Origin of the sequence: Pseudomonas oryzihabitans, assembly GCF_024652905.1 — a bacterium.
Classification (GTDB): domain Bacteria; phylum Pseudomonadota; class Gammaproteobacteria; order Pseudomonadales; family Pseudomonadaceae; genus Chryseomonas; species Chryseomonas benzopyrenica.
Map to the genome: position 1 here is coordinate 1341369 of NZ_CP102428.1, position 20804 is coordinate 1362172.

16 protein-coding genes and 1 other RNA gene are annotated in these 20804 nt (G+C 65.9%); 7 read left to right on the forward strand and 10 right to left on the reverse strand.

The annotated features are described in order from the left end of the window. Positions 1 to 41: 41 nt before the first annotated feature. The 5 genes from tpx to NRG74_RS06245 all read left to right on the forward strand — a co-directional run bounded on the left by tpx (position 42) and on the right by NRG74_RS06245 (position 9668). Complete coding sequence (tpx, locus tag NRG74_RS06225; RefSeq protein ID WP_064308661.1) at positions 42 to 542, forward strand: thiol peroxidase; 501 nt, start codon at positions 42 to 44, stop codon at positions 540 to 542. Between the two features lie 159 nt (positions 543 to 701). Further along, a complete protein-coding gene (locus tag NRG74_RS06230; protein WP_257706027.1) occupies positions 702 to 1937 on the forward strand; it encodes an MdtA/MuxA family multidrug efflux RND transporter periplasmic adaptor subunit in 1236 nt (411 codons plus the stop codon). 9 nt (positions 1938 to 1946) lie between these two features. Beyond that, positions 1947 to 5078 (forward strand): multidrug efflux RND transporter permease subunit, encoded by a 3132-nt coding sequence (locus NRG74_RS06235; protein ID WP_257706028.1) that lies wholly within the window; start codon positions 1947 to 1949, stop codon positions 5076 to 5078. 1 nt (position 5079) lies between these two features. After that, positions 5080 to 8190 (forward strand): efflux RND transporter permease subunit, encoded by a 3111-nt coding sequence (locus NRG74_RS06240; protein WP_257706029.1) that lies wholly within the window; start codon positions 5080 to 5082, stop codon positions 8188 to 8190. Beyond that, positions 8187 to 9668, forward strand: a complete 1482-nt coding sequence (locus tag NRG74_RS06245) for an efflux transporter outer membrane subunit (RefSeq protein WP_257706030.1) — start codon at positions 8187 to 8189, stop codon at positions 9666 to 9668. The genes NRG74_RS06240 and NRG74_RS06245 overlap by 4 nt, the downstream gene beginning before the upstream one ends. 50 nt (positions 9669 to 9718) lie before the next feature. Here the strand turns inward: NRG74_RS06245 and NRG74_RS06250 are convergent, their stop codons facing one another. Continuing rightward, positions 9719 to 10030 (reverse strand): SCP2 sterol-binding domain-containing protein, encoded by a 312-nt coding sequence (locus NRG74_RS06250; RefSeq protein ID WP_058765123.1) that lies wholly within the window; start codon positions 10028 to 10030, stop codon positions 9719 to 9721. A gap of 259 nt (positions 10031 to 10289) precedes the next feature. Between NRG74_RS06250 and sohB the strand changes: the two genes are divergently transcribed. Both sohB and NRG74_RS06260 read left to right on the forward strand, forming a co-directional pair. After that, complete coding sequence (sohB, locus tag NRG74_RS06255; protein WP_184287960.1) at positions 10290 to 11315, forward strand: protease SohB; 1026 nt, start codon at positions 10290 to 10292, stop codon at positions 11313 to 11315. Positions 11316 to 11365: 50 nt separating this feature from the next. Beyond that, the gene (locus NRG74_RS06260) at positions 11366 to 12358 is read left to right on the forward strand and encodes a YhdH/YhfP family quinone oxidoreductase (protein ID WP_257706032.1); all 993 of its coding nucleotides are present in this window, start codon (positions 11366 to 11368) and stop codon (positions 12356 to 12358) included. A gap of 58 nt (positions 12359 to 12416) precedes the next feature. Here the strand turns inward: NRG74_RS06260 and NRG74_RS06265 are convergent, their stop codons facing one another. The 9 genes from NRG74_RS06265 to NRG74_RS06305 form a co-directional block, all read right to left on the reverse strand. Then, positions 12417 to 12917: a DUF934 domain-containing protein gene (locus tag NRG74_RS06265; RefSeq protein WP_173147539.1), complete on the reverse strand. Its 501-nt coding sequence runs from the start codon at positions 12915 to 12917 to the stop codon at positions 12417 to 12419. Next, a complete protein-coding gene (locus NRG74_RS06270; protein WP_017640565.1) occupies positions 12901 to 14559 on the reverse strand; it encodes a nitrite/sulfite reductase in 1659 nt (552 codons plus the stop codon). Before NRG74_RS06270 ends, NRG74_RS06265 begins: the two co-directional genes overlap by 17 nt. A gap of 203 nt (positions 14560 to 14762) precedes the next feature. After that, positions 14763 to 14837: non-coding RNA, sX9 sRNA (locus tag NRG74_RS06275), on the reverse strand. Positions 14838 to 14915: 78 nt separating this feature from the next. Then, positions 14916 to 15731, reverse strand: coding sequence for an iron uptake system protein EfeO (efeO, locus tag NRG74_RS06280; RefSeq protein ID WP_257706033.1), 816 nt, complete (start codon positions 15729 to 15731; stop codon positions 14916 to 14918). A 21-nt stretch (positions 15732 to 15752) separates the two neighbouring features. Beyond that, positions 15753 to 17045, reverse strand: coding sequence for an iron uptake transporter deferrochelatase/peroxidase subunit (gene efeB, locus NRG74_RS06285; RefSeq protein ID WP_257706034.1), 1293 nt, complete (start codon positions 17043 to 17045; stop codon positions 15753 to 15755). Next, on the reverse strand, positions 17042 to 18241 hold the full coding sequence (gene efeO, locus NRG74_RS06290; protein ID WP_257706035.1) for an iron uptake system protein EfeO: 1200 nt from the start codon (positions 18239 to 18241) through the stop codon (positions 17042 to 17044). The genes efeB and efeO (NRG74_RS06290) overlap by 4 nt, the downstream gene beginning before the upstream one ends. Continuing rightward, a complete protein-coding gene (efeU, locus tag NRG74_RS06295; RefSeq protein WP_257706036.1) occupies positions 18238 to 19095 on the reverse strand; it encodes an iron uptake transporter permease EfeU in 858 nt (285 codons plus the stop codon). Before efeU ends, efeO (NRG74_RS06290) begins: the two co-directional genes overlap by 4 nt. 150 nt (positions 19096 to 19245) lie before the next feature. Continuing rightward, positions 19246 to 20268, reverse strand: coding sequence for a YncE family protein (locus NRG74_RS06300; RefSeq protein WP_257706037.1), 1023 nt, complete (start codon positions 20266 to 20268; stop codon positions 19246 to 19248). 51 nt (positions 20269 to 20319) lie between these two features. Then, positions 20320 to 20724 (reverse strand): hypothetical protein, encoded by a 405-nt coding sequence (locus NRG74_RS06305; protein WP_059314926.1) that lies wholly within the window; start codon positions 20722 to 20724, stop codon positions 20320 to 20322. Between the last annotated feature and the right edge of the window lie 80 nt (positions 20725 to 20804).

Below are 20804 nucleotides of genomic sequence, written 5' to 3' on the forward strand. Positions count from 1 at the left end.
GTGTTTACTCCCTGTCCCGTCTCATGAGAAAGGAGCTGTTCATGGCAACCGTCAATCTGCGTGGCAACCCGGTCGAGGTGCAGGGCAACCTGCCGCAGCCTGGCCAACAGGCCCCGGCCTTCAGCCTGGTCAATGGCGATCTGCAGGACATCACCCTGGCCAGCCTCGCCGGCAAGCGCAAGGTGCTCAACATCTTCCCCAGCGTCGACACCCCGACCTGCGCCACCTCGGTGCGCAAGTTCAACAGCGAAGTCGACAAGCTGGATAACACCCTGGTGCTGTGCATCTCCGCCGACCTGCCGTTCGCCCAGAAGCGCTTCTGTGGCGCCGAAGGCCTGGAAAAGGTCATGAACCTCTCCACCCTGCGCGGTGCCGAATTCCTGCAGGCTTATGGCGTCGCCCTGGCCAGCGGTCCGCTGCAAGGCCTGGCCGCTCGTGCCGTGGTGGTACTGGACGAACAGGACAGGGTGCTGCACAGCGAACTGGTGCCCGAGATCGGTCAGGAGCCGGACTACGCGGCTGCGCTCGCCGTCCTCGGCTGATCGCCGGCAACCCACCGCGCCACGCGGTGGGCGCTTCGAAACGGGCAGGCGCCTTTTGTGTCTGCCCGTTTTGCTTTAGGTAAAATCGCAGTAAAGGGGCTGGTTAGCCGTCTCGCTACTGCTTATCTTCCGCCTTCCCCAGCGTGTACGTATTCTCCGATGTCCGACTCTTCGCCTAGCTCTTCCTCCCGTCGCCGACTGGTCTGGCTGCTCGTTCTCGTGGTGCTGGTGGCCGCGGGTGGCTGGTATTGGTATCACCAGCACGGCCAGAAGAGCGAGGCCGCGGCCGGCAAGGGGGCTCGTTCGCCCTTCGGCATGACCGGCCCGACCCCGGTGCGGGTGGTGGCGGTGGAGCAGCGCAGCTTTCCCATCGTGCGCCGGTCCATCGGTACGGTGACCGCGCTCAATACCGTGAACGTGCGCACCCGGGTCGCCGGCGAACTGGTGCGGGTGGCCTTCGAGGAAGGCCAGAAGGTCAAGGCCGGCGAGCTGCTGGCCACCATAGACCCACGCCCCTATGAGGTGGCGCTGCAGCAGGCCGAGGGCACCCTGCAGCAGAATCAGGCGCAGCTGCGCAACGCCGAGCTGGACCTCAAGCGCTACCAGGGGCTGTTCCGCGAGGACAGCATCGCCAGGCAGACGCTGGATACCCAGGAGGCCCTGGTCAACCAGTACCGCGGTACCCTCAAGAACAGCCAGGCGGCGGTGGCCGATGCCAAGCTGAATCTGGCCTTCACCCAGATCAAGGCACCCATCGCCGGCCGTGTCGGCCTGCGTCAGCTGGATGGGGGCAACCTGCTGTCCGCCAACGACAGCACCGTGGTCGCCGTCATCACCCAGACCCAGCCGATCTCGGTGGTCTTCACCCTGCCGGAAAGCCAGCTCGGCGAGTTGCTCAAGCGCGCCCGCGCCGGCCAGACTCTCCCGGTCGAAGCCTGGGATCGCGGCGGTTCGCGCAAGGTCGCCGACGGTACCCTGCAGAGCTTCGACAACCAGATCGATACGGCCACCGGCACCCTCAAGTTTCGCGCGCGCTTCGCCAATGGCGACGAGGCGCTGTTCCCCAATCAGTTCGTCACCGTGCGGGTGCGCGAACAGGTGCTGGATCAGGCCCTGGTGGTGCCTTCCGCGGCTATCCAGTTCGGCTCCAATGGCACCTTCGCCTACGTGGTGGGGCCCGACAACAAGATCCAGGTCCGCAGCCTCAAGCTGGGGCCGGATGACGGCAGTCTGACCGTGGTCACCGAAGGCCTGGCCGCCGGTGACCGGGTGGTGACCGAAGGCACCGATCGCCTGCGCGAGGGCAACGAGGTGGAGGTGGTCACCGGGGCTTCGGCGGCGCCCAGCGAACCGGCCAAGCCGGCGGTACGCAAGCCCGGCAAGACCCAGGGCTGATCGGCCGCGATGGATATCTCGCGCCCCTTCATCCTGCGCCCGGTCGCCACCACCCTGTTGATGGTGGCGCTGCTCATCGCCGGTCTGCTGGCCTATCGGTTGCTGCCGGTGGCGGCCTTGCCGCAGGTGGACTATCCCACCATCCGCGTGCTCACCCTCTATCCCGGTGCCAGCCCCGATGTCATGACCAGCGCTGTCACCGCGCCGCTGGAGCGTCAGTTCGGCCAGATGCCGGGCCTGTCGCAGATGGCCTCCACCAGCTCTGGTGGTGCCTCGGTCATCACCCTCAGATTCAACTTGGAACTGGACCTGTCGGTCGCCGAACAGGAAGTCCAGGCCGCGATCAATGCGGCCAACAACCTGCTGCCCAACGATCTGCCGGCACCACCGGTGTACAACAAGGTCAATCCGGCCGATACGCCCATCGTCACCCTGGCGATCAGCTCCAGGACGCTGCCGCTGCCCACGCTCTACGACCTGGTCGACACCCGCATGGCGCAGAAGCTGGCCCAGGTCAGCGGGGTAGGGATGGTCAGCCTGGCCGGCGGCCAGCGCCCGGCGGTGCGCATCCAGGTCGATCCCGACAAGCTCGCGGCCCACAACCTGACCCTGGCCGATGTGCGCAGCCTGGTCACCAGCGAAAACACCAACCAGCCCAAGGGCAGCTTCGACGGCCCCACCCGGGTGGCTACCCTGGACGCCAACGACCAGTTGCGCGATCCCAAGGCCTATGGCGATCTGATCCTCAACTACGCCGACAACGGCGCCCTGCGCCTGGGTGACGTCGCCACCATCGCCCAGGGCGCGGAAAACGACCGCCTGGCCGCCTGGGCCAATCGCAGCGGCGCCATCCTGGTCAACGTCCAGCGCCAGCCCGGGGCCAACGTCATCCAGACCGTCGACCGCATTCAGGCGCTGCTGCCGAGCCTCAAGGAAAGCCTGCCGGCCGGTCTCGACATCGCCGTGCTCAGCGACCGTACCGAGACCATCCGCGCCGCGGTCACCGACGTCCAGCACGAGATGCTGCTGGCGGTGGGGTTGGTGGTCATGGTCACCTTCGTCTTCCTGCGTCGCTTCAGCGCCACCCTGATCCCCTCGGTCACGGTGCCGCTGTCGTTGATCGGCACCTTTGGCGCCATGTACCTGGCCGGCTTCTCGCTCAACAACCTGTCGCTGATGGCCCTGACCATCGCCACCGGCTTCGTCGTCGACGATGCCATCGTCATGCTGGAAAACATCTCCCGACATCTGGAAGAGGGCGCCACACCCATGGAGGCGGCGCTCAAGGGCGCCCGTCAGATCGGCTTCACCCTGGTGTCCCTGACCGTTTCGCTGATCGCCGTGCTCATCCCGCTGCTGTTCATGCAGGACGTGGTCGGCCGGCTGTTCCGCGAATTCGCCATCACCCTAGCGGTGGCCATTCTTATCTCCCTGGTGATCTCCCTTACCCTCACGCCGATGATGTGCGCCCGCCTGCTCAAGCGCGAGGAAGCCGCCGAGCACCAGCTGGTCTGGCTGGAGCGGCTGATCGCCGGCTATGGCCGGGCACTGCGCTGGTCGCTGGCCAATCGGGCGCTGATGCTGCTGCTGGCGCTGGCGACCTTCGTGATCACCGCGGTGCTCTACCTGCTGGTGCCCAAGGGCTTCTTCCCAGCCCAGGACACCGGCTCCATCCAGGGCATCACCGAGGCGCCCCAGTCGATTTCCTTCCGTGGCATGAGCGAGCGCCAGCAGGCCCTGGCCGCGGTGGTGCTGCAAGACCCGGCGGTGGCGAGCCTGTCGTCCTATATCGGCGTCGATGGCGATAACGTCACCCTCAACAGCGGTCGCATGCAGATCAACCTCAAGCCGCAGAGCGAGCGCGATGTCACGGCCCAGGAGGTGATCGACCGGCTGCGGCCCGCGGTCGCCAAGGTGGTGGGCATCACCCTCTACATGCAGCCGGTGCAGGACCTCAGCGTGGAAGACCGGGTCAGCCGCACCCAGTATCAGCTCACCCTGGATTCACCCGACGCCAATCTGCTCGACACCTGGGTGCCGCGGCTGACCGAGGCGCTGCACCAGCGGCCCGAGCTCACCGATGTCACCAGCGACCTGCAGAACAAGGGGCTGCAGCTGTACCTGACCATCGACCGTGACGCGGCGGCGCGCCTGGGGGTGCAGGTCTCGGCCATCACCGACGCCCTCTACGACGCCCTCGGTCAGCGGCAGATCTCGACCATCTACACCCAGGCCAACCAGTACCGGGTGGTGCTGGCCAGCGCCGCTGCCGACAGCCTGGGGCCGGATGCCCTCAGCCAGGTTTGGGTAAAGGCGGGCAGTGGTACCTCCTCCAGCGGCAGCAGTGGCACCGGCACGGCCAGCACGACCGAAACCACCACGGACACCAGTCGCGCCCCGGTGCGGCTGTCCAGCCTGGTGAAGATGGAACAGCGGCCGACCCGTCTGGTGATCAACCACCTCAGCCAGTTCCCGGCGGTGACCCTGTCCTTCAACCTGGCGAACGGCGTTTCCCTCGGTGCCGCCGTGGCCGCCATCGACGCGGCCAAGCAGGAAATCGGCCTGCCGGTGGGCATCAACACCCACTACCAGGGCGCGGCGGCGGCCTTCCAGGCCTCGCTGTCCAGCACCCTGTTGCTGATCCTGGCGGCGGTGGTGGTGATGTACATCGTGCTGGGGGTGCTCTACGAGAGCTTCATCCATCCGTTGACCATCCTCTCGACGCTGCCCTCAGCGGCCATCGGCGCCTTGCTGGCGCTGCTGCTCACCGGCAACGACCTCGGGCTGATCGCGGTGATCGGCATCATCCTGCTGATCGGCATCGTCAAGAAGAACGCCATCATGATGATCGACTTCGCCCTCGACGCCGAACGCCACCAGGGGCTCACGCCGGAGGAGGCCATCTACCAGGCGGCGCTGCTGAGATTCCGGCCGATCCTCATGACCACCCTGGCCGCGCTGTTCGGCGCGGTGCCGCTGATGCTCGCCACCGGCGCCGGCGCCGAATTGCGCCAACCGCTGGGCCTGGTGATGGTGGGTGGCCTGCTGGTGAGCCAGGTGCTGACGCTGTTCACCACCCCGGTGATCTACCTGGCCTTCGACCGCCTGGGCGAACGCCTGGGTCGGCGCAGGACGGCCTGAGGTGAATCTCTCGGCGCCCTTTATCGCCCGGCCGGTGGCGACCCTGCTGCTGAGCCTGGCCTTGCTGCTGCTCGGCGCCATCGCCTTTAGGCTGTTGCCGGTGGCGCCCCTGCCGCAGATGGATTTCCCGACCATCACCGTCTCGGCGACCCTGTCCGGCGCCAGTCCCCAGGTGATGGCTTCCAGCGTGGCCACCCCCCTGGAGCGCTCCCTGGGCAGCATCGCCGGTATCAGCTCCATGACCAGCCGCAGCAGCCAGGGCTCGACCCAGATCATCATCCAGTTCGACCTGGACAAGGACGTCAATACCGCCGCCCGCGAGGTGCAGGCGGCCATCAACGCCTCGCGCAACCTGCTGCCCAGCGGCATGCGCCAGATGCCGCGCTATCGCAAGGTCAATCCGTCCCAGGCACCCATCATGGTGTTCTCCCTGACCTCCAAGACCCTGAGCAAGGGCGAACTGTACGACCTGGCGTCGACGGTGCTGGCCCAGAGCCTATCCCAGGTGAACGGGGTCGGCGAGGTGCAGATCGGCGGCAGCTCCCTCCCGGCAGTGCGCATCGAGCTTGAGCCGCGGCAGCTGGAGCACTATGGCCTGGCGCTGGACGATGTCCGCACCGCCATCAACAGCGCCAACCAGCGTCGGCCCAAGGGCGCGGTGGCCAATGACCAGCACAACTGGCAGATCCAGGCCAACGACCAGCTGTTCAAGGCCGCCGACTATGCGCCCCTGATTATCCGCTACCAGGATGGCGCGGCGCTGCGCCTGCGCGATGTCGCCAAGGTCAGCGACGCGGTGGAAGACCGCTACAACGCCGGCTTCTACAACGACCAGAGCGCCGTGCTGCTGGTGGTCAATCGCCAGGCCAATGCCAACATCATCGAGACCATCGCCGCGCTCAAAGCGCGCCTGCCGGCACTGGAAGCCATCGTGCCAGCCAGTGCCCGCCTGGAAGTGGCCATGGACCGCTCAGGCGTGATCAAGGCCACCCTGCACGAGGCCGAGCTGACCCTGATCATCGCCGTCTTCCTGGTGATCGGCGTGGTCTGGCTGTTCCTCGGTCGGCTGCGCAGCGCGGTGATTCCGGCCCTGGCGGTGCCCATCTCCCTGGTTGGTACCTTCGCCGTCATGTACCTGCTCGGCTTCTCGCTCAATACCCTGTCGCTGATGGCCCTGATCCTGGCGGCGGGGCTGGTGGTGGACGATGCCATCGTGGTGCTGGAGAACATCGCCCGCCACATCGATAACGGCATGGCGCCGCTCAAGGCGGCCTACCAGGGCACCCGCGAGGTGGGCTTCACGCTGTTGTCGATGAACGTTTCCCTGGTGGCCGTCTTCGTCGCCATCCTCTTTATCGGCGGCATCGTCGAGAAGCTGTTTCGCGAGTTCTCCCTGACCCTGGCGGCGGCCATCCTGGTCTCCCTGGTGGTATCCCTGACCCTGACGCCCATGCTCTGCGCGCGCTGGCTCAGGCCCCATGACCCGGCCACCCAAGGCCGCTTGCAGCGTTTCAGCGAGCGCGCCCATCGCCGGCTGGTGGCGGGTTACGACCGCAGCCTCGGCTGGGCCCTGCGCCATCGGCGCCTGACCCTGCTCAGCCTGATCGCCACCATAGCGCTCAACGTGGTGCTCTATGTGGTGGTGCCCAAGACCTTCATGCCGCAGCAGGACACCGGCCAACTGATCGGTTTCATCCGCGGCGACAATGCCCTGTCGTTCCAGGTCATGCAGCCCAAGATCGAGATCCTGCGCAAGTCGCTGCTGGCCGATCCGGCGGTGGACAGCGCCTCCGGCTTCGTCGGCAGCTCCGGTTCCGGCAGCGGGGTGAACAACGCGGTGATGCTGATCCGCCTCAAGCCCATCGCCGAGCGCAAGCTGGATGCGCAAAAGGTCATCGAGCGCATCCGCGCCAATGCGCCCAAGGTGCCGGGCGCCCAACTCTTCCTCATGGCCGACCAGGACCTCAGATTCGGCGGTCGCCAGCAGAGCACCTCGTCCTACGAGTACAACCTGCTCTCCGGCGATGTCCAGCTGCTGCAGGTCTGGCAACCCAAGGTGCTGGCCGCGCTCAAGGCACTGCCGGAGCTGACCGCGGTGGATGGACGCGAGGGCAGCACCCAGCAGATCACCCTGCAGATCGACCGGGAGAAGGCCAAGCGGCTGGGCGTGGACATGGAGACCGTCGCCGCGGTGCTCAACAACTCCTTTGCCCAGCGGCAGATCTCGACCATCTACGAGCCGCTCAACCAGTACAAGGTGGTGATGGAGATCAACCCGCGCTATGCCCAGGACCCGACCGTCCTGGACCAGATCCGCGTCATCACCAGTCGCGGCGCCCAGGTGCCGCTGTCGGCTTTCGCCCATTACACCAACAGCCTCGCCGAGGACCGCGTCACCCACGACGGCCAGTTCGCCTCAGAAAGCATCAACTTCGATCTGGCGCCGAACGTCAGCCTGGAGCAGGCGACCCGCGCGGTGCAGCGCGCGGTGGCCGCCATCGGATTGCCGACCGATGTCCAGGGTCGCCTGGGCGGATCCGCCAACATCTTCGCCAGTACCGTCTCCGGGCAGCCGCTGATGATCCTGGGCGCCCTGGTGCTGGTCTACATCGTGCTCGGCGTGCTCTACGAGAGCTACGTGCATCCGCTGACTATTCTTTCGACGCTGCCGTCGGCAGGGGTAGGGGCCTTGCTGGCCATCCAGGTCACGGGTGGCCAGTTCAGCCTGATTTCCATGCTTGGCCTGTTCCTGTTGATCGGGGTGGTGAAGAAGAACGCCATCATGATGGTGGACCTGGCGCTACAGTTGGAGCGCCAGCAGGGGCTGACGCCCGAGGAAGGCATCCGTCAGGCCTGCCTGCTGCGTCTGAGGCCGATCCTGATGACCACCATGGCTGCCATCCTGGGCGCCGTGCCGCTGCTGATCGGCAATACCGAAGGCGCCGAGATGCGCCAGCCACTGGGCCTGGTGATCGTCGGCGGGCTCGTGCTGAGCCAGATCCTCACCCTCTACACCACCCCGGTGGTCTATCTCTATTTCGAACGCCTGCGCCGCCGCGTCAATCGCTGGCGCGGCATCCGTACCGACGCTGCCCTGGATACGCCGCTATGACCCCATTCCTGCGCCTGCCGACGCTGACCCTGGCTCTGCTGCTGGCCGGCTGTACGCTGGGCCCGGATTACCAGCGACCGACCACCACGGTACCGGTCGCCTATCGCCACGCCGAAGGCTGGCAGGCCGCCGCGCCTAAGGACCTGGAGATGCGCAGCGACTGGTGGCGGCGCTATGACGACCCGACCCTGGATCGGCTGATGGTGCAGCTCAACCAGCGCAACCAGAGCCTGGCGCAGGCCGAGGCCACCTATCGGCAGTCGCTGGCCCTGGTCAGCCAGGCGCGGGCTTCGCTGTTCCCGACCCTGTCCAGCAGCCTGGGCGCCACCCGTTCCGGACGCGGCGGCGGTTCGGGCAGCAACACCGTCATCCGCAACTCCAGTGGCACCAGCAGCACCTTCAGCAGCAGCGGCACCAGTACCATCAGCAACGCCTATGACGCCAGTCTGGGGGTGAGCTGGGAGCTGGATCTCTGGGGCCGCGTCCGCCGCCAGGTGGAGTCGGATCGGGCCACCGCCCAGGCCAGCGCCGCTGAGCTGGCCGCCACCCGCCTGAGTCTGCAGACGCAACTGGCGACCAACTACCTGCAGCTGCGGGTGCTGGATGCCCAGCAGCGGCTGCTCGACGCCACCGTGGCCGCCTACGAGCGCTCCCTGCGGCTGACCCAGAACCAGTACCGCGCCGGTATCGTTACCCCGGCCGATGTGGCCCAGGCCACCACCCAGCTGAAGAGCACCCAGGCCGACGCCATCGATCTCAGGTATCAACGCGTCCAGCTGGAAAACGCCATCGCGGTGCTGGTCGGCGAAGTCCCGGCCAATTTCCAGCTGGCCGCGGTCAAGACGATTCCCGAGTTGCCGCCGCTGCCGAGCGCCGTGCCCTCGACGCTGTTGGAGCGGCGTCCGGACATCGCCCAGGCCGAGCGCCAGGTCATGGCCGCCAATGCCGCCATCGGGGTCGCCGAAGCGGCCTACTATCCCGACCTGACCCTGAGCGCCAGCGGCGGCTATAGCGCCAGCCAGTGGGGCAGCCTGGTCAGCACCCCGAATCGCTTCTGGTCGATCGGGCCATCCTTTGCCCTGTCGCTGTTCGATGGTGGCCTGCGCCGGGCCCAGGTGGAGTCGGCCGAAGCCAGCTACGACGCCAGCGTCGCCGGCTATCGCCAGACCGTGCTCGATGGCTTCCGCGAGGTGGAAGACTACCTGGTGCAGTTGCGCACCTACGATGACGAAGCCGGCGTACGCCAGGAGGCCCTGGACGCCGCACGCCGCGCCCTGCAACTGGCGGAGAATCAGTACCAGGCCGGGCTGATCGGCTATCTCGACGTGGTCACCCTGCAGACCACCGCCCTGAGCAACGAACGCACTAACCTGACCCTGCTGGGCAGTCGCCTCAGCACCAGTGTCCAGTTGATCGCGGCGCTCGGTGGCGGTTGGGACGGCAATGTCACGCCGCCCGCGCCGCCGCGGCGGCCCTGAGCCAGGCACAAAAAAGCCGGGCGATTGCCCGGCTTTTTCGCGACTGGCGCTTAGTTGGGGAAGAGTTCGCCCAGCTTCATGCTCAGCATCATGTTGCCTTCGACGCGCAGCTTGCCCGACATGAAGGCCTGCATGCCGTCGGTCTCGCCGCTGACGATACCAGCCAGGGTGGCCTGGTCCATGATCAGGGTGCAATCCGGATCGGCAGCGTCGCCCTGCTGGACGTCGCAGGTGCCGTCCTTGATGACCACGTAGTAGTTGTCACCGCCCTCGACGTCGAATTGATAGGTAAGATCCAGGCCGGCCGCGGCGGAGGGGTCGAACTTGCTCTTCAGGGTGGCGATGGCATCGGCTGCGCTCATGGCGAGGGTCCTTGTGGTCTTTTTCGATGAGGCCCACTCCAGCTGGAGGGGCAGGGTACTCGACCGAGGGTAGGGGGCTGCAGAAGGCCTGTCAACGGCTATTCATACGCTTGTTTGAAAGGCTGGGGCTTGCGCACGGCCTGATCGCAGCCGAGAAGTAGCCCATGCAGGAAGACCGACCAGGGATCGCCGAGTTTCTATCGCTCGGACGACTCGGTATGCTGGGCAGGGCACTGCTGCCGCCATCCTAGGAGAGTCCGTGGAGTTTCTTGCCGACTATGCCAGTTTCCTGGCCAAAACCGTCACCGTGGTGGTCGCCATCATCGCCGTGCTGTTGTTCACCGCCGCTGTCCGCGGCCGCAACCGGCGCAGCTCGGCAGGGCAGCTGCAGGTGCAGAAGCTCAATGACTTCTATCGCGATCTGCGGCTGAGATTGCAGCAAAGCGTGCTGGGCAAGGAGGCCTTCAAGGCCCTGCGCAAGCGCGAGACCAAGGCCGAGAAGAGCAAGCGCAAGAGCGAGTCCGGCAAGTCGCGGGTCTATGTTCTCGATTTCCACGGCGACCTCAAGGCCACGGCCAACGAACACCTGCGCAACGAGATCACCGCGGTGCTGACCCTGGCGACGCCCAAGGACGAGGTGGTGGTGCGGCTGGAAAGTGGCGGTGGCCTGGTCCACAGCTATGGCCTGGCCGCCTCGCAACTGGCGCGTATCCGCCAGGCCGGGATCCCTCTGACCATTTGCGTCGACAAGGTGGCCGCCAGCGGCGGCTACATGATGGCCTGCATCGGCGACCGCATTCTCTGTGCGCCCTTCGCCATCCTCGGTTCCATCGGCGTGGTCGCCCAGCTGCCCAATGTCCATCGCCTGCTGAAGAAGCATGACGTGGATTTCGAGGTCTTCACCGCGGGTGAGTACAAGCGTACCGTCACCGTGTTCGGCGAAAACGACGAGAAGGGCAAGGAGAAATTCCAGCACGATCTGGACACCACCCATGTCCTGTTCAAGAACTTCGTCGCCCACTACCGCCCGCAACTCAACATCGACGAGGTCGCCACCGGCGAGGTCTGGCTGGGCCAGGCCGCCCTGGGCAAGCAGCTGGTGGACGAGCTGCGCACCAGCGACGAATACCTGGCCGAACGGGCCCAGGTGGTCGAGGTCTTCTCGCTGCGCTTCGTCGAGAAGAAGTCGTTGCCCGAACGTCTGGGCATGGCGGCCAGTCTCGGTGTCGATCGCCTGGTGAGCACCTGGTGGGAACGCCTGGGCGAGTCGACCCGCTGGCGCTGAGGTCCATAGGACTGGCGGCCCCATAACAAGACTCCAACGGAGGTTCTGCGATGAGCAATTTTCAGGCGCTCTGGGTGACCGAAGGGGCCCATGGCGCTTTTCGGCAAGAGGTGGTGACGCGCAGCCTGGACGACCTGCCCGCAGGCGAGGTGCTGATCCGGGTGCGTTATTCCTCGCTCAACTACAAGGACGCCCTGTCGGCCATCGGCAACCGCGGCGTGACCCGACGCTATCCCCATACCCCAGGCATCGACGCGGCGGGCGTGGTGGAGCAATCCAGCGCCGGCGAATTCGCCGTGGGCGATGAGGTCCTGGTCACGGGCTATGACCTGGGCATGAGCACCCCCGGCGGCTTCGGTCAGTACATCCGGGTACCAGCCGCCTGGGTGATCCGCCGTCCGGACAACCTCGGCCTGCGCGAGGCCATGGTGCTGGGCACCGCGGGTCTCACCGCGGCGCTGTGCGTCGAGAAGCTGGAACAGATGGGCTTGACCCCGGAGGCCGGCACCGTACTGGTGACCGGCGCCAGCGGTGGCGTCGGCAGCCTGGCGGTCAAGCTCTTGGCGCGGCTCGGCTATCACGTGGCGGCCTCTACCGCCAAGCTGGAGCGCGCGGAGTGGCTGCATCGTCTGGGCGCTCGGCAGATCCTCGACCGTGCGACCCTGGCCGATGGCGTCGGCAAGCCGCTGCTGGACCAGCAGTGGTCCGGCGCAGTGGATACCGTCGGCGGCGATATCCTCTTCAATGTCATCAAGTCATTGGAGTACGGCGGCAGCGTAGCTTGCTGCGGCATGACGGCCGGCACCACCTTCGAGGCCGGGGTCTTTCCCTTCATCCTGCGCGGGGTGAATCTGCTGGGTGTGGACTCCGTCGAGTTGCCGCTGATGGCCAAGGCCGCGCTGTGGGACAAGCTCTCGGTGCAGTGGAAGCTGGATGACCTGGAAAGCCTGACCCGCGAGGTCGGCCTCGAAGAGTTGCCCGATACCATCAGCCAGATTCTTGCCGGCAAGATGGTGGGTCGTGTGGTCGTCGATCTCGGTTGAGCGAAGGCCAGGCAAAAAGAAACCCGCCGCGGCGGGTTTCTTTTTGCGTCCGAGGCGGTCAGGCCTGACGACGACGGAACAGCGGCTCCGGTTGATCCACCGCGCTCTGGTAGGTCACGCTGAAGTCGCGCAGACCGGCCAGGGCCGCTTCCGGATCGCGGTCGGCACGGACCACGTAGGCGTCGAAGCCACAGCGCTTGAGAAAGAACAGCTGGTCCTGCAGGACGTCGCCGATGGCGCGCAGCTCGCCGGTCCAGCCGAAGCGTTCGCGCAGCAGGCGCGCATAGGAATAGCCGCGCCCGTCGACGAAGGCCGGGAAGTTAATGGCGATCAGAGCGAAATGCTCGAGATCGGCGGCGATGCTCTCGGGCTCTTCGTCGCTGTCCAGCCAGATACCCAGGCGGCCGTCGCGGCAGGTGAGGGCATGGCCGTGTTCCAGCCACAGCGCAGCCGGAATGATCACGTCGTCGCTATTGGGGACGTCTGCGAAGGCGACGTCCTTGGGCAGCAGATGCCAGTTGTCGGTGACCAGCTGGTCGCCCTTAATGATTCTTTGCATAGACGCGCTCCTTGAAGGGGTCGATACCGATACGGCGGTAGGTGTCGATGAAGCGCTCGTCTTCGGTGCGTTGCTCGACGTAGACGTTGATCAGCTTGCCGATCACCTCGGGCATCTGGTCCTGGGCGAAGGAGGGGCCGAGGATCTTGGCCAGGGTGGCGTCACGACCGGCGTCGCCGCCGAGGGATACCTGGTAGAACTCCTCGCCCTTCTTGTCCACGCCCAGGATGCCGATGTGGCCGACGTGGTGGTGACCGCAGGCGTTCATGCAGCCGGAGATGTTGAGATCCAGCTCGCCGATGTCGAACAGGTAGTCCAGGTCGTCGAAACGGCGCTGGATGGCTTCTGCGATGGGGATCGACTTGGCGTTGGCCAGGGAGCAGAAATCACCGCCCGGGCAGCAGATGATGTCGGTCAGCAGGCCGATGTTGGGGGTGGCGAAGCCGTGCTCGCGCAACTCGTGCCATAGCTCCAGCAACTGATCCTGGCGGACGTCGGCGAAGATGACGTTCTGCTGGTGGGAGGTGCGCAGCTCGCCGAAGCTGTAGCGATCGGCGAGGTCGGCCATGGCGTCCAGCTGGCGATCGGTGACGTCGCCCGGGGCCACGCCGGTGGGCTTGAGCGACAGGGTCACGGCGACATAGCCCGGACGCTTGTGGCGGAAGGTGTTGCGCTGACGCCAGCGGGCGAAACCGGGCTGCTCGGCGTCCAGGCGGGCGAGGGCCTCGTCCTGGTCCTGCAGCTCGGCATAGGCCGGATCGACGAAGAAGGCGGAGACCCGCGCGACCTCGGCGTCGGTCAGGGTGATGGGGCCGTCCTTGAGGTGGGCCCACTCGGCCTCGACCTTTTCGGCGAAGGCGTCGGCACCCAGCGCCTTGACCAGGATCTTGATGCGCGCCTTGAACTTGTTGTCGCGGCGACCGTAGCGGTTGTAGACCCGCAGGGTGGCTTCCAGGTAGCTGAGCAGGTGCTGCCAGGGCAGGAATTCGCGGATGAATTCACCGGTGTGGGGGGTACGGCCCTGACCACCGCCGACCAGCACGCGGAAGCCCAGCTCGCCGGCCTCGTTGCGCACCGCTTCCAGGCCGATGTCGTGCACCTCAATGGCGGCACGATCCAGGGCGGCGCCGTTGACGGCGATCTTGAACTTGCGCGGCAGGAAGGCGAATTCCGGGTGGAAGGTCGACCACTGGCGGATGATCTCGCACCAGGGGCGCGGATCGATCAGTTCGTCATGGGCGACACCGGCGAACTGGTCGGTGGTGGTGTTGCGGATGCAGTTGCCGCTGGTCTGGATAGCATGCATCTGCACAGTGGCCAGCTCGGCGAGGATCTCGGGCACGTCTTCCAGCTCCGGCCAGTTGAACTGGAAGTTCTGCCGGGTACTGATGTGGGCGTAGCCCTTGTCGTAGTCACGGGCGATCTGCGCCAGCTTGCGCACCTGTTTGGTATTCAGCAGGCCATAGGGCACAGCGACCCGCAGCATGGGCGCATAGCGCTGGATGTAGAGACCGTTCTGCAGGCGCAGTGGGCGGTATTCTTCGCCACCCAGCTCTCCGGCCAGGAAGCGACGGGTCTGGTCGCGAAACTGGGCGACACGTTCTTCGACGATCCGCTGATCGTACTGATCGTAAACGTACATGGTCATCCTGCTGTCAGGCGGCGCGCACGGCTGCGCGTGATCGAAGTCTTGGGCACCCGAGGGGCGCGCTGGCGACTTTTCTAGGCCGTGCACGATAGCAGCAGGTCTATATGCTTAAAAGCGATGTTTCTTTATATATAAATCTATTCCGGCGATAAGCGGAAAGCGGGTGGGCGTCGCCGGATACCACTTATGAATACCGTGGTTGATAAAGCGTAGCGAGCGGCTGTCAGGCGGGTGCGCGCGGCGCGCAGGAACCGGACCGGGCTCGCGCACGAGTGTACGAGCGGTACATGAAGATTCCGAGCACTGCACGCGCCCGTCTGGCGGACGCGCAGTAGTTTTAGCAGCCGCGGTTAGTTCAGGCCCAGCGTGCCGCGCAGGGTGGAGAGGTCCTCGGCCAGGGTGTTTACCGGACCGACCAGGGCCTTGCGATCACGCTCGCTGACCTTGTCGTAGGCCTCGAAGCCGCCATCCTTGGTCTTGTACTTGGCCAGGATCTTGTCGACCGTGGCGAAGTTCTTGTCGACCTTGCCGACGAAAGCCTGGTCCTGCTTCTCGATCTGCGGGCGGAACAGGTCGACAATCTTCTTGGCGCCATCGACGTTGGCTTGGAAATCGTACAGATCGGTATGGCTGTAGCGTTCTTCCTCGCCCGACACCTTGGTCGCTGCCACTTCCTCCATAAGCGCCGCAGCGCCGCCGACCACCTTTTCCGGCGGGAAGGTCAGGCCGTCAACGCGGCTCTGCAGGTCCTTGACGTCCTCCAGCAGCTTGTCGGCGAGGGGCCCCTGGCCCTCGGTGGTGTTCTGGGCGAAGAGGGCGTATTCCAGGCGGTGGAAGCCGGTGAAGTCCTCGGATTTGACGCCTTGTTCATGGTCGTCTTCACGGGAATCGATGGCGGCGTCCAGGTCGCTGAAGAGTTCGGCGATGGGCTCGACCTGCTCGTAGGAGACCCGCGTCGGCGCATAGAGCTTGCGCGCGGTGGCCAGGTCGCCGCGCTTGACCGCTGCGGTAAAGGCCTGGGTCTGCTCGGTGAGCTTGGCCAGGTTGTCGGTGACATAGATCTTGTAGTCGGAGATGGGGCCGACCAGGTCCAGCGGCGAGTTGGCGGCAAAGGCCGGCATGGCCAGAGCCAGTCCGAGGGCAACGGCGAGTGACGAGCGTTTCATTCGACTTCTCCTGTCGAGGGTTTAAAGCGGTGCGGCTGCCAGCAGGCTGCGGCCGAGGTAGTCCTTTGGATCGGTGATGCCTGGCAGGACGAAGAAGTAGCCGCCGCCGATGGGCTTGATGTATTCCTCCAGGGGCTCGCCATCCAGCCGCTTCTGCACGGCGATGAAGCCCTGTTCCAGGTCGGCCTGGTAGGCGATGAACAGCAGGCCCATGTCGAGTTGGCCATTCTTGCGCACGCCGTTGGAGTAGTTGAAGGGGCGGCGCAGGATCAGGTTGCGCTGGCTCTCCGGGGTGCGGGGATTGGCCAGGCGGATATGGGCGTCCAGCGGGGTGACCTTGCCCTTGGGGTCGCTCGCGTAGTCCGGCACGTCGGTCTCGTGACCGCCGGCCATGGGCGCGCCACTGGCCTTGCGCCGACCGAAGATGGCTTCCTGCTCCTGCAGCGGGGTGCGATCCCAGCGCTCGACGAAATTGCGGATGATGCGCACCGCCTGGTAGCTGCCCTGGGCCGCCCAGGCCGGTTCGCCGCTGCCGGGCTGGACCCAGACGATCCGGTCCATCGCCTGCTGGTCGGTGGAATCCGGGTTGGCCGAGCCGTCGCGGAAGCCCAGGAAGTTGCGCGCGCTCTCGGCGGGCTGGCCGGGCGGCGGATCCTGCACCGGCACGCTGCCTTCCTGCTTCCAGCGGATCGCCAGGAGATCCGGCAGGTTCTTCAGGATGTCGCGCAGGGCGTGGATGTTGGTGTCCGGGGTGTTGGCGCAGAACTGCAGGCAGAGATCGCCATGGCAGCAGTCCGCTTCCAGGGCGTCGTTGGGAAAGCCGGTCATGCGCTGCAGCTGCCGCGGCTTGACCGCACTGAGGCCGAAACGATCATCGAACAGCGACTCGCCCACCGAGACGGTGACGGTGAGATTGTCCGGCGTCACCACCGGGCCGAGGATGCCCGAATCCAACGGCGGCAGCTTGGGATCCACCTCGGGGGCCCGGCCGCCCTGCATCAGGAAGCGAATGCGCTCGTCGAGGGTACGCAGCAGCCGTTCCAGGTCTTCACGGTCATTGGCCAGCACATCGAAGGCCACGATCATCCCAGCAGCCGGGCGCGGGGTGACGATGCCGCTCTGATGCCGGCCGAAGAAGTCCTGGTGCTGATGGGTATTGGCGCTGCCAGGGGCGCGGGTCACCTCGGCGGTGCTGGCCGCCCGGGCATGCATCGGGCAGAGGCCGGCGCCGGCCAGGGCCAGGCCGGTGGCGCCGAGGCCACCCAGCAGGCGGCGACGGTCGATGTTGGGCTGATCAGGGGCAGGCTTCTTCATGGCGTGGTCTTGGTCGCGGCAAGGCCCAGGGCCGGGGCGACCTGGTCGAGGGAGTCGGCCAGGGCCTGGGCCGCCGTAGCGATGCGGTGGCGGTCGTCGGTGGACAGGGCGGTGTAGGGGCGCTGGACATCGCCCAGGGCGTCGGCGAAGGCCTGGGCCTGGGTGTCGAGGCGCTGTTGCAGATCCGCATGACCCTTGCTCAGCAGCGGCCGCAACAGGTCGATCACCTTGCGCGTACCTTCCAGGTTGGCGGCGAAGCCTGGCAGGACGAGTTGGCTGTAGCGTTCTTCCTCACCCGAGATCCGGGTGCTGGCCAGGTTGTGCAGCAGGCGCGCGGCATTGCCGCTGAGCTGCTCGGGTGGCAGCGACTGGCCGAGGAGCGCATCGCGCAGTGCGGCGGCGTCCTGGTGCAAACGGTCGGCGACCGGCTCCAGGCCCTGGGTGCTGTTGCCAGCGAACAGGCCTTGTTCGAGGCGATGGAAGCCGCCAAAGGCCGGATCCTGTTCGCGTTTTTCGTAGTAGTCGGCGCGGGCATTGAGGCGATTGTCCAGCTCGGCGAAGCGCTGCGCGGTCGCCGCCAAGCGCTGGTAAGGCAGACGGGCAGCGGCATAGGCGGTGCGCGCTTGGTTCAGGTCACCCGCGGTCAGAGCCTGCTGCAGGGCGGCGATGCCCTGCAGCAACAGCCGGCTCTGCTGATTCAGGTAGACGCGGTACTCCGACAAGGGACCAACGAATTGGGTCAGGGTCGGGCCCGCCTTGCTGGCGGCTTCTGAAGCGGCCGTGGGCAGCACCTTCAGCGTCCCGCGCGGATTGCTCAGGAGGCCGCAGGTGATGGCGTAGTCCCCGGGCGCCAGGGTGGCATTGATGACCTGGCTGAGGCCGGGGGCGATGTTCTCGCGCTCCTCGACCACGAGGACGCCATCGAGGATCTCCCACTCCACCGCTCGATCCGAACGGTTGACGATGCGGAAGCGTGCTGGCCCGGCGGGTACTTCGAGCGCGTTGGGTTCGCAGCGGTTGGCCAGGATCTCGACCCTGACTTCGCCATCGCCCACCTCGGCATGGCGCTGGCCAGCCGAGCGCGAGGCATAGTAGAAGGCAGCGGCCGCCACGATCAGCAGGGTCGCGGAGCCGATCACGGCCAGGCGCATCGCCAGTGAGCTGCTCTTCGGCGGATGAGGGGTGGGGTTACTCACGACGGGCGCTCCAGCGAGGCGTTGGAAGTAGCGGCGACCGGGCGCTGGGGCGGCGCCGGGGTGCGGAAGAACAGCGGCAGGGTCACGGCCAGGAACAGCAGATAGGCGCCGAGGGTGCTGACGGTGGGGGTGTCCTGGTAGCCGAACATGCCGGACAGCACGGTGCCGATCGGGCCGTCCGCTGGCAGCAGGTGGCTCCAGTCGAAGACCACCTGCTGCAGCGCATTCCACAGCCCGGCCTCATGCAGGGCCTTGATCGAATTGGTAAACAGGCCGGCGGCGACGAAGAGAATGAACAGGCCGGTGAAGCGAAAGAACTTGCCCAGGTTCAGCCTTACACCGCCGGTATAGAGGCCATAGCCCACCGCGATGGCGATGATCAGCCCCAGCAGGGCGCCCAGGGGCGCACCGGGGCCAGCGCTCTGCTGGAAGATGGCGAGTAGGAAGAACACGGTTTCCAGGCCCTCGCGCGCGACTGCCAGGAACACCATGCCGATCAGGGCATAGACCTGGTTGCGTGAGGCGGACAGGGCATTTTCCAGGGAGTCGTGCAGCTCGGTCTTGATCGAGCGCGCCGCCTTGCGCATCCAGAACACCATGGAGGTGAGGATGGCGGTGGCGGCCAGGCCGACGATCGCCTCGAACAGCTCCTGCTGGCGTTGCGGAAATTCGGCACTGGCCAGCTGCAGGCCGGCGCCGACGAACAGCGACAGGGCAGCGGCCAGCATCACGCCGATCCAGACCGCAGGCATCCAGTGTCCGCGACCTGTACGTTGCAGGTAGCTGGCGATGATGCCAACGATAAGCGCCGCTTCGATGCCTTCGCGGAGCATGATCAAAAAGGGAACGAGCATGAAAGCTATCACCGACATAAGCGAAGGGGCGCGAAGGCGCCCGGATGTCGGTGATTTGTATCACAATGATTCGGATTGTTAAATGAGGATGATTCTCGTGCCGCCGGAATCCGCTCGGTTGCTTGCAGCGTATCACGGTGCTGGCAGGATTCAGGCCTGGAAGACCACCGCGGTATCCGGCGCCTTGCCAGTGGCGAAGCGGCGAATCTCGCGCCAGTTGCGCAGGTCGACCACTGCCAACTGGTTGTCTTCCAGCGCGGCGAACAGACGTTCGCCCCGGGCGTCGAGATTGAGCCCCGGCACGGCGCTACCCATGGGCAGATAGGCGACTTCGCCGAGGGTATCGGGCCGGAGCAGCGAAAGACTCTTGTCCGCCAGATTGGAGACCAGCAGGCGGCCATCTGGCAGCGCAACCACGCGCACGGCTTCGCCACGCAGCTTGACCTGGTGGATCGGGGTCAAGTCGCGGGCGTCCAGCGCATGGAGGATGCCGGCGAAGCGATCCAGCACATAGAAGACGCGCTCGTCGGGACTCAGGCAGCAGCCTTCCGGCGCCTGGCCGAGATATTTCTTCACCGGCAGCACGGCCGGATTATGCGCATCCACCAGGATCACCAGGCCGCTGAGGGTATCGGCGACATAGGCGCGACGCCCATCGCGGGTCAGCACGAAGTAGTGGCTGCGGGTACCGCCCACCGGGACGATCTGACTGGGTGATTCGGCGGTGGCGGGCTGGTCGAAGCGAATGAGCAGCGAATCGGTCTCGCTGAGCACATAGAGGCGACCCTGGTCATCCAGGCGCATGCCGTGCAGGCGGTGATAGGGCGACAGGTCGATGGACCGTACCAGTCGGCGCTCGGCCAGATCGATCACGCTGACCTGATGCCCCCCTTCGCCGGGTGCCTGCCAGCTCTTGACCCCATATTGGCCGACATAGGCATAGCGGCCTTGGCGATCGGCGACGATCTCATGGGGCTGCTCGGGTAGTTCAAGGCTGCCGATGCGCTTGCCATCGGCCAGGCGATAGAAGCCGACACCGGGGACTTCCTTCTCGACCAGGGCGAGGTATTCGTCATCGGCCGCAACGGCGTTGAGTGGATAGCCGCCCAGTAGGGGCAGGGCGGCACTGGCAGCCAGCAGGCCGAGGGTCCGGCGGCGATTCAGGTGGGGCATAGGAGGTCTCCCGAGGGGCAAGCCTCCCTGCCGGGGTCCAGCGAATCCGTGCTACTCGAATAGACCCTTGAACCAGGTCCAAACTCCGAAGGAGTAGTCGGGAAAGATATCGATGCCCAGCGCCGACTTGAGCAGATAGAGCAGCACCAGACCCACCAGGCCGCAGGCCAGCAGAATCGCCGCCAGCACCGTGGCCTTGCCCAGCAGGGACAATTCCTGCTCCAGGCGCGAGAGCTGACGATAGTTGCGACCGGCGAGGAAGACGAAGTAGTAACGGCGATGCCAGAACTTGACGGTGCCGCGCAGATCGACGCTGTGCTTGCCCCAGCTGCGGGTGCCGAAGGCCAGCTTGAGGGCTTCCAGCTGCTCCTCGGTAAAGGATTCGCGCAGCTCTTCGGGCAGACGTTCCTTCAAGCCGGCGATGAAGGGGTCGTGGCGTTTGATGCGATCCTGCATGGAAAAAGCTTCCCTCTGAATGGTGCGAGTGCACTCTGAGGGGGCGCCAGGCCTGGCGTTCCGCCGCATCTGATAGGCGG